At 61.9% G+C, this 8,056-nt stretch carries 7 protein-coding genes and 2 pseudogenes; 8 read left to right on the forward strand and 1 reads right to left on the reverse strand.

The window, feature by feature from the left end:
* Positions 1-924, reverse strand: a pseudogene (locus tag EN906_RS14810) (hypothetical protein); the annotation flags it as partial.
* A 155-nt stretch (positions 925-1,079) separates the two neighbouring features.
* Here EN906_RS14810 and EN906_RS14815 point away from each other — a divergent pair.
* The 8 genes and pseudogenes from EN906_RS14815 to EN906_RS14850 all read left to right on the forward strand — a co-directional run.
* Positions 1,080-2,183, forward strand: coding sequence for an inositol-3-phosphate synthase (locus tag EN906_RS14815; protein WP_127270577.1), 1,104 nt, complete (start codon positions 1,080-1,082; stop codon positions 2,181-2,183).
* Positions 2,180-2,776: a histidine phosphatase family protein gene (locus tag EN906_RS14820; RefSeq protein ID WP_127270579.1), complete on the forward strand. Its 597-nt coding sequence runs from the start codon at positions 2,180-2,182 to the stop codon at positions 2,774-2,776. The genes EN906_RS14815 and EN906_RS14820 overlap by 4 nt, the downstream gene beginning before the upstream one ends.
* 14 nt (positions 2,777-2,790) lie before the next feature.
* A complete protein-coding gene (locus EN906_RS14825; RefSeq protein WP_127375235.1) occupies positions 2,791-3,891 on the forward strand; it encodes a glycosyltransferase in 1,101 nt (366 codons plus the stop codon).
* On the forward strand, positions 3,891-4,694 hold the full coding sequence (locus EN906_RS14830) for a sugar phosphate nucleotidyltransferase (RefSeq protein WP_127375236.1): 804 nt from the start codon (positions 3,891-3,893) through the stop codon (positions 4,692-4,694). The genes EN906_RS14825 and EN906_RS14830 overlap by 1 nt, the downstream gene beginning before the upstream one ends.
* 2 nt (positions 4,695-4,696) lie before the next feature.
* Complete coding sequence (locus tag EN906_RS14835; protein WP_127375237.1) at positions 4,697-5,458, forward strand: TIGR04290 family methyltransferase; 762 nt, start codon at positions 4,697-4,699, stop codon at positions 5,456-5,458.
* Positions 5,451-6,383: a beta-xylosidase gene (locus EN906_RS14840; protein WP_127269611.1), complete on the forward strand. Its 933-nt coding sequence runs from the start codon at positions 5,451-5,453 to the stop codon at positions 6,381-6,383. The genes EN906_RS14835 and EN906_RS14840 overlap by 8 nt, the downstream gene beginning before the upstream one ends.
* Before the next feature lie 6 nt (positions 6,384-6,389).
* Positions 6,390-7,538 (forward strand): glycosyltransferase, encoded by a 1,149-nt coding sequence (locus EN906_RS14845; RefSeq protein ID WP_127269612.1) that lies wholly within the window; start codon positions 6,390-6,392, stop codon positions 7,536-7,538.
* An 8-nt stretch (positions 7,539-7,546) separates the two neighbouring features.
* Positions 7,547-8,056, forward strand: a pseudogene (locus tag EN906_RS14850) (glycosyl transferase); the annotation flags it as partial.

Consider the following 8,056-nt stretch of genomic DNA (forward strand, 5'->3'; position numbering starts at 1 on the left):
GGGGGGGGCCCGCCACTCGCCGCCAGATAGCTCGGTCAGGCCTAATTCCGGCCTGCCGACCGCCTCGGCCACCCAATCGCGCAACGTGGGGATTTTCGAGCTTTCGGAGAAGGTGCATTCAAACGCCGTCGCCACATGCTTCGGACAGCGCGACCATGTCTCCCGAGCCTCCCGCGACGCTTCGATGCCCGGGCCGCCTGAATGGCTGGGAAACAGGTGAATGCGGTCCGTATCGATACCCAGTTCACGCAGCCACACGATAACGGCATGCATCGAACTGCCGGACAGGCCAGGACCCTCGTCGACAACGGCGAAACGCGCCGATGGATTGTTCATCCAAGTGGCGATCGACTGCGGATCGGCGTTGATATACCTGCGGAAGGGATGGCCGATCGGGCGAACGCTGAATGGTGCCGGCGCACCAATCGAGGCCGCCACCATAGCTGCCAGCCCGAGGCCGATGCTGCGGACGCCGATCACGCATGTGTTCGCATCGAGACCCGACTTCTGCGCCGCGTCCAAATAGCTTTCGGGATAAAGCGCATAGTGCGCATAACCCTCGGCAGAGCCGGTCACAACCTCGGCCTTGCAGTCGAGCCCGGCCAGCTGTTTGAGAAGTCCCGGATCGATGCCACCGCCGACGCCGAAACCGCTTTGCCACGACTTCGCCACCTCTGCCGCGAGTCCGACCAACAACTTGGCGCCTTGCTGTTGTCGCGGCGAAAAGATGTCGATGCCGCTGGTTTGGAAATCGACATCGGCAAGCGCCTGAACCAGCTCCGACACGCTGATGAATAGTCCGACCAATGCAGCATGGCGTTGGACGCCATGAGACATCCGATCCAGGCTTTCGGCCATTTCGTTTGCTGCTTCCCGAAGCTGCTCTGCGCTCTCGGTCTGCCTGTGGTCGCCGTAGACGATCATCGATCGGTTTTCCAATGTTGCCGTGCGGCAACGCATCGAATGCAGCTTCGATCCATGCAGTCTCGCGCAATTTTTCGATGGGCGGAGGAACATTCCGGCACGCTGATGGTTCGGCGCCAGGAACTTACCTTTGAACAACATAGGGTGGCGGTTTCGTGGGATCGAAAAAGGTTCGTGTTGGTATCGTTGGGGTCGGCAACTGCGCATCCTCCCTGGTGCAGGGCCTCTCGTTTTATCGTAACGCGAAAAGCAACGAACCAATCCCTGGGCTGATGCATGCCGACCTTGGCGGCTACCATGTCGACGACATCGAGATTGTCTGCGCATTCGATGTCGCCAGGAGCAAGGTTGGCCGCGACGTCGCGGAAGCGATCTATGCCGCCCCGAACAACACGTTCCGCTTCGCCGACGCGCTGACAACCGGCATTCGCGTCGAGCGCGGGCCGACGTTGGACGGGATCGGCAAATATCTGCGCGACGAGATTGAAGAAGCTCCGGAGCCGGTTGCCAATGTCAGCGAGATCCTGCGCGACAGCAACGCTGACGTGCTGGTTTCCTACCTGCCGGTGGGTTCTGAGGAGGCAACTTGCTTCTATGCCGAATGCGCACTCGAGGCCGGCTGCGCCTTCGTCAATTGCATACCAGTTTTCATCGCCTCACGCCCGGAATGGCGCCGGCGCTTTGAGCAGCGAGGACTGCCGCTGGTCGGCGACGATATCAAGAGCCAGGTCGGCGCGACCATCGTGCACCGGCTGCTGGCCAATCTCTTCCGCGAACGCGGCGTACGCATCGACCGCACCTATCAGCTGAATTTCGGCGGCAACACCGATTTTCTCAACATGCTGGAACGCGAGCGGCTGGAATCGAAGAAAATCTCGAAGACACAGTCCGTGGCCAGCCAGTTCGATGTTCCCCTGGAGCCAGGCAATATCCACGTTGGGCCCAGCGACCACGTACCGTGGCTGACCGATCGCAAGTGGGCCTATATAAGGGTGGAAGGCACGACTTTCGGCGGCGTGCCGCTCAATGCCGAGCTCAAGCTGGAAGTCTGGGATTCTCCAAACTCGGCCGGCGTGGTGATCGATGCGGTACGCTGCGCCAAGCTGGCGCTCGATCGCGGCATGGCCGGAGCGCTGACCGGTCCCTGCAGTTATTTCATGAAGTCGCCTCCCGAACAGTTCACCGACGCCGAAGCGCGGCAGCGCACGCTCGCTTTTATCGCAGGCAAGGACGAGCCTTTGCTCGATGCCGCGGAATGACGACGACCTTCTTTCTGATCCGCCATGCGGCACACGACAATGTCGGCTCCTATCTGGCAGGCCGTATGGACGGCGTTTGCCTCGGGGATGCTGGTAAGGCGCAGGCAACGCAGCTTGGCTGCCGCATGGCCCGGGAGCCGATTGCAGCGATCTTGTGCAGCCCGCGCGAGCGGACCCGGGAGACGGCCCTGCCAATCGCGTTCGCCTGCGGCGTCGGGGAAATCGCGATCTGTGCCGAACTCGACGAGATCGACTTCGGCGACTGGTCGGGAAAGACCTTCGATGAGTTGAGCGGCAACGCCGGCTGGCGAGCCTGGAACGACCAGCGGCAGGAGGCCAGGACACCAAACGGCGAAACCATGCTGGATGTCCAGCAGCGCGTCGTCGCGGTGATGAACGCTGTCCACGAGCAGCATCAGAATCAGTGTGTCGCCCTGGTCAGCCACGCCGATGTGATCAAGGCCGCCGTCTGCAAAGTCCTTGGCTTGCCGGCCGGCGACTGCTTTCGCTTCGACATCGATCCCGCCTCGATCACCACGATCGTGTCGGGCGACTGGGGGGCGAAGCTGATCCGATTGAACGAAGTTGCCTGACGAGGATTTGCCGGATGCAGATGGTCATTTTCGGTCTTACCGTCACGTCTTCATGGGGTAACGGCCATGCCACCTTATGGAGGGGACTGATCAGAGCCCTCGCCCGGCGCGGCTGGTCCATCACCTTCTTCGAACGCGACACACCCTACTATGCCGGAACGCGCGATGTTGATCATCTGGACGGCGGCAACATCGTGCTCTATCCGGACTGGGAGGATATCCGCCGGGTCGCGGAGCAAACGATCAAACGATCGGATGTCGTTATCGTCACCTCTTATTGTCCCGATGCCGTGGACGCCTCGCGGCTGGCGCAGCAGGCAGGGCGCGGACTGCGGGTCTTCTACGATCTGGACACTCCGGTCACGCTTGCCCGCATCGAACAAGGTGAGCGTCCACCCTATTTCGGCCCCGAGGGTCTTGCCGATTTCGACCTCGTCCTGAGCTACACAGGCGGCTCGGCGGTCGACGCGCTGAAGGCGGTTCTGGGCGCGCGTCACGTGGTGCCGCTCTATGGGCATGTCGATCCGGATCAACACCGGGCGGCTACGCCGCGGGCCGAGTTCAAGGCCGATCTCTCCTATCTCGGAACCTACGCGCCCGATCGCCAGGCGGCCGTCGAGAATCTGCTGGTTCGCCCAGCTGCGCGCTTGGCGGACCAGCGCTTCATCATCGGCGGCGCACAATATCCGCAGGAATTCCCGTGGAGCGACAACATCTTCTTCGTCAGGCACCTTCCGCCGGCCGATCACCCGGCGTTTTTCTCATCCTCTCGTCTGACACTGAATGTGACCCGCGAGGCGATGGCGCAAAAGGGCTGGTGCCCTTCGGGCCGGTTGTTCGAAGCAGCGGCATGTGGAGCGCCTATCGTAACCGACACATGGCCGGGCCTAAGCAGCTTCTTCGAACCCGGCAGCGAGATCCTGCTGGCCCACGACACCGATGACGTGGTCGCGGCGCTCGCCTTACCCGCAGGAGAACTCGATGCTATCAAAACCCGTGCGCGCCAACGGGTTCTCGACGAACACACCTCTGGCCGGCGCGCGGCGGAGCTGGACCAGATTCTAAACGACGCCTTTCAAAGATCTCCCGGCGAACCGATGATGGAAGCAGTCTGATGTTGGGCATTGTGCCCGCTGCCGGGCGCGGCAGCCGCATTCAACCGCTCGGCTTCTCGAAAGAGCTGCTGCCGGTCGGCAGCCGGATCGATGGACAGACCGAGCGTCCCTGCGCCGTGAGCGAGTATCTGGTGCGGCGGATGGTGCACGCTGGTGTCGACAAGATCTGTTTCATCATTGGATCGGGCAAATCCGACATCCTCGAATATTACGCTGTCGGCTATGGTGACGCCGCGGCTCTCTTCGTGGTGCAGCCCAATCCCGTTGGACTTTGCGATGCGATTTTTCGGGCAGCGCCTCTCGTCGCGTCCGATGAGGTCGTCCTGGTCGGCCTTCCCGACACGATCTGGTTTCCCGAGGACGGCTTCTGTCATTTGCCTGACGATCAGCTTTCATTTCTGCTCTTCCCGGTGGATCGTCCGGAATTCTTCGACGCCGTCGTTGTCGATGACCACGAGCGCGTGATCGAAATCCAGGTCAAGCAACAGGACGCCGCCACGAACTGGGTTTGGGGTGCGTTCAAGATGCCGGGCCAGATCCTGCATCAGCTTGCGGCACTCTGGCGTGAACGGGAATGCCGTGACGAATATATCGGCACGTTGGTCAACGCCTACCTTGCGGCCGGAGGTCAAGCCTCCGGCGTCAAGGCTGGGTCGGCCTATGTCGATGTCGGCACGTTCAACGGCTATCGCACGGCTCTGCGGCTGCTCGAGGACGGCGCCGCACCCGTCCGTCACCAACCCGCCACGATTATGCCAGGTGCCCGTTCGCATGTGCCTGTCGTTCCCGGCGAAGGAGCCTGATCATGCTGCATTCCCATGCCGAAATCCGCCGACGTATCGATGCTCTCGGCCCATGGTTCCACAACATGGAACTGGCGGGTGTCGAACCCGCCCCCAACCATTTCCTCGGCAATTACCCGCGAATAAAATGGCGAAAATTCGCGGAGGCCATTCCCGCCGATCTGACAGGCAAGACGGTGTTGGATATTGGTTGCAATGCCGGTTTCTATTCCATCGAGATGAAACGGCGAGGTGCTGCCCGTGTCCTCGGCATCGATTTCGATGAGGCCTATCTGGCGCAGGCCCGCTTTGCCGCCGAGATCGCCGATTGCGAGATCGAATTCCAGAAACTTTCGGTCTACGACGTCGGCGCCCTGAGTGAAACGTTCGATGTCGTGCTGTTCATGGGGGTGCTTTATCACCTGCGCCACCCCTTGCTCGCGCTCGACCTTATCCGTGAGCACGTCGCCGGTGACCTGATGATCTTCCAGTCCATGCAGCGCGGCAGCACAGATCTGCCCGAGATGGAAGAGAACTATCATTTCTGGACGCATGACCTGTTCGACCGGCCGGAATTTCCCAAGCTCCATTTCATCGAGCACCGCTATGCCGATGACCCGACCAACTGGTGGATACCCAACCGCGCCTGCACCGAAGCGATGCTGCGCAGCGCCGGTTTCGAGATCGTTCTGCACCCCGAACAGGAGGTCTATTTCTGCCGCGCCGCCGGCGACGCGGCCAGTGGGGGTCCCGTCTACCCCTCGAAAGGACAGCGCCATGATTGAAGCCGCGATGATCTGGAACGAGCCCAATAACAAATCGCATTGGGATCCCGAGCTCGACCCCGATTGGAGCCGCTTCGCCGGGATGGCAATCCTGGCGGCGGACGCAATCGCATCTGAAAACCCGGCTTTGACCAAAGTGCTCGGTGGCATCTCGCCAATAGATCCGGGGTTCATCACCCGCATGAAGGAATTCGGCGTGCTGGATCATGTCGATGCCGTCGCCGTGCACGGCTTTCCCCTCGACTGGAATCTGTGGCAGATCCAGGAATGGCCGCAGAAGATCGGCGAGATCGCGACCGTCACCGATCTTCCCATCTGGGTCAGCGAAGTCGGCGTATCGACCTTCGGCGCCGAGGAAATCCAAGTCTGGGGGCTCAAGCGCACAGCTGAATTGCTGCTCGGCAATGCGCCACGCATCCAGTGGTACAGCCTCTACGATCTTCCGCGTGAATGGGAAGCAACGACGCGTCACCGCGAAGCCGAGGGCTCCTCTTACTATCGTCATTTCCATATGGGGCTGCTACGCCAGGACGGCACGCCAAAGCCCGCGCTGGAGGAATTCCTGCGCCATACACCCGCAATGGGCCTGGTGCAGTGGTTTCATTTCGAAGACCCGCGGCTGGACGATGCCGTCGCCTGGATGAAGCGGCTGGGTGTCACCAATATGCGTACCGGGCTTTCCTGGGCGGACAGTTTTCGGCCGAATGCGCTGGACTGGTTCGACCGGCAGATGGAAGCACTCGCCGATTTCGATGTGACGGTCACCTTCTGCTTCACACCTCAGCACCGCGGAATGATGCCCCACCACACCAGCCCGCCCCTGGTGCCGGAGGAGTTCGCTGAATTCTGTTCAACCATGATCCGCCGCTATGCGCCTGGCATGACATCCGCCTCGCTCCCCACGCAGCGGGCCTCGGCCGCGTGAAATGTCATGCTGCCCATGCATCAGATGCAGGACTTCGCGACGCCGTTGACAGGTGGAGATACGGCGCAGGGCAACGAGACGCGCCCAGGCGAGACACTCACCGTCCTCAATGTCGCCTACCCTCTCGCGCCCGTCGGCCCCGACGCTGTCGGCGGTGCCGAACAGGTTCTGTCGATGCTCGATCGGGCACTGGTTCAGGCCGGTCATCGATCTATCGTCATTGGCTGCCGAGGCTCCAGAACGAGCGGCACGCTTGTGGAAATACCGGCCGAAAACGGCGTACTCGACGAGGCGGCGAAGAGCCGCGCGCAACAGGCCCATCGCGAGGCGATCGCGGCTGCCCGTGCCCGATGGCCCATCGACGTGGTTCATCTGCACGGCATAGATTTCGACGCTTATCTGCCCGACGATGGTCCGACCTTGGTGACCCTCCACCTGCCATTGGATTGGTATCCGGCCGCGGCATTGCGCCCCACGCGCGGTGATCTCTGGCTCCATGCGGTCTCGCCCACCCAGCAGAAAACCGCGCCATCAGACGCCCGGCTGACGGCGCCGATTCCGAACGGCGTTGACATCGAAGCACTGACCCTGCTGCAGTCGAAGCGCGGCTTTGCCCTTGTTCTAAGCCGGGTTTGTCCGGAAAAGGGCGTCCACCTGGCGCTCGACGCAGCCAAACAGGCAGATGTGCCGCTGGTCATCGGCGGCAAGGTCTATCCCTATGAAACGCATACGCGGTACTTTCGCGATGAGGTCCAACCTCGCCTCGATGGCCGCCGCCGCTTCCTTGGCCCTCTCGGCTTCACCGCCAAGCGACGCATTCTCAATGCGGCGCGCTGTCTGGTCATTCCGAGTCTCGCAGCCGAGACCAGCTCGCTTGTGGCCATGGAGGCCCTCGCCTGCGGTACCCCGGTGGTCGCCTTTCCAAATGGTGCGCTTCCCGATGTCATAGAGCACGGCAGGACGGGCTTTCTCGTCGATACGGTCGACGAGATGGCCCAAGCCATTCTTGCGGCGCCCAGCTTGGATGCCGAGACATGCAGGGCCGAAGCGCGACGGCGGTTTTCGCTGGAACGCATGATCTCGTCTTACATGGACGCCTATCAAGCGCTGGCACGGCTTGGCACTGGTCGCCGGCGCTTCGCGGCGACGCCGTGAGCTAAACTGTGCTGCGCAGCGAAATCATCGGTGACCTCACACAATTGGACGCCTTGACGCCGCACTGGTGGAAACTGTGGCAGCAGAGTCCCTCGGCGACTCCGTTTCAATCTCCCGCCTGGCTGGTGCCGTGGTGGCACGCATTCGCACCTGGTGAACTGGCGACGGTCGCGGTCTGGCGTGGCGACGATCTGGTCGGGCTGGCGCCATTCTACCTTGAGCATGGGATATCCGGTTCGAAGCTGCTTCCGGTCGGCATTTCGCTCAGCGATTATCTGGACATTCTGGCTGTCCCTGGGAGCGAAGCCGAGGTCGTCGACATTGTCGCCGAGTCGATCCTCTCGATCGGGTGGGCGCAATGGATCTTGTCGGACTTGCCGCAGGACAGCCTCTCCCTTGCGATGACGCATCCCGAGATGGATTGGCCGACCGCCCATGCCGCCTGCCCCGTGCTCGCCCTCGCCGGCGACGAAACGCTTGCAGGCTGCGTCCCCGCAAGACGCAGACGCCAGTTGCGT

It is taken from the genome of Mesorhizobium sp. M7A.F.Ca.CA.004.06.1.1 (assembly GCF_003999135.1).
GTDB lineage: Bacteria > Pseudomonadota > Alphaproteobacteria > Rhizobiales > Rhizobiaceae > Mesorhizobium.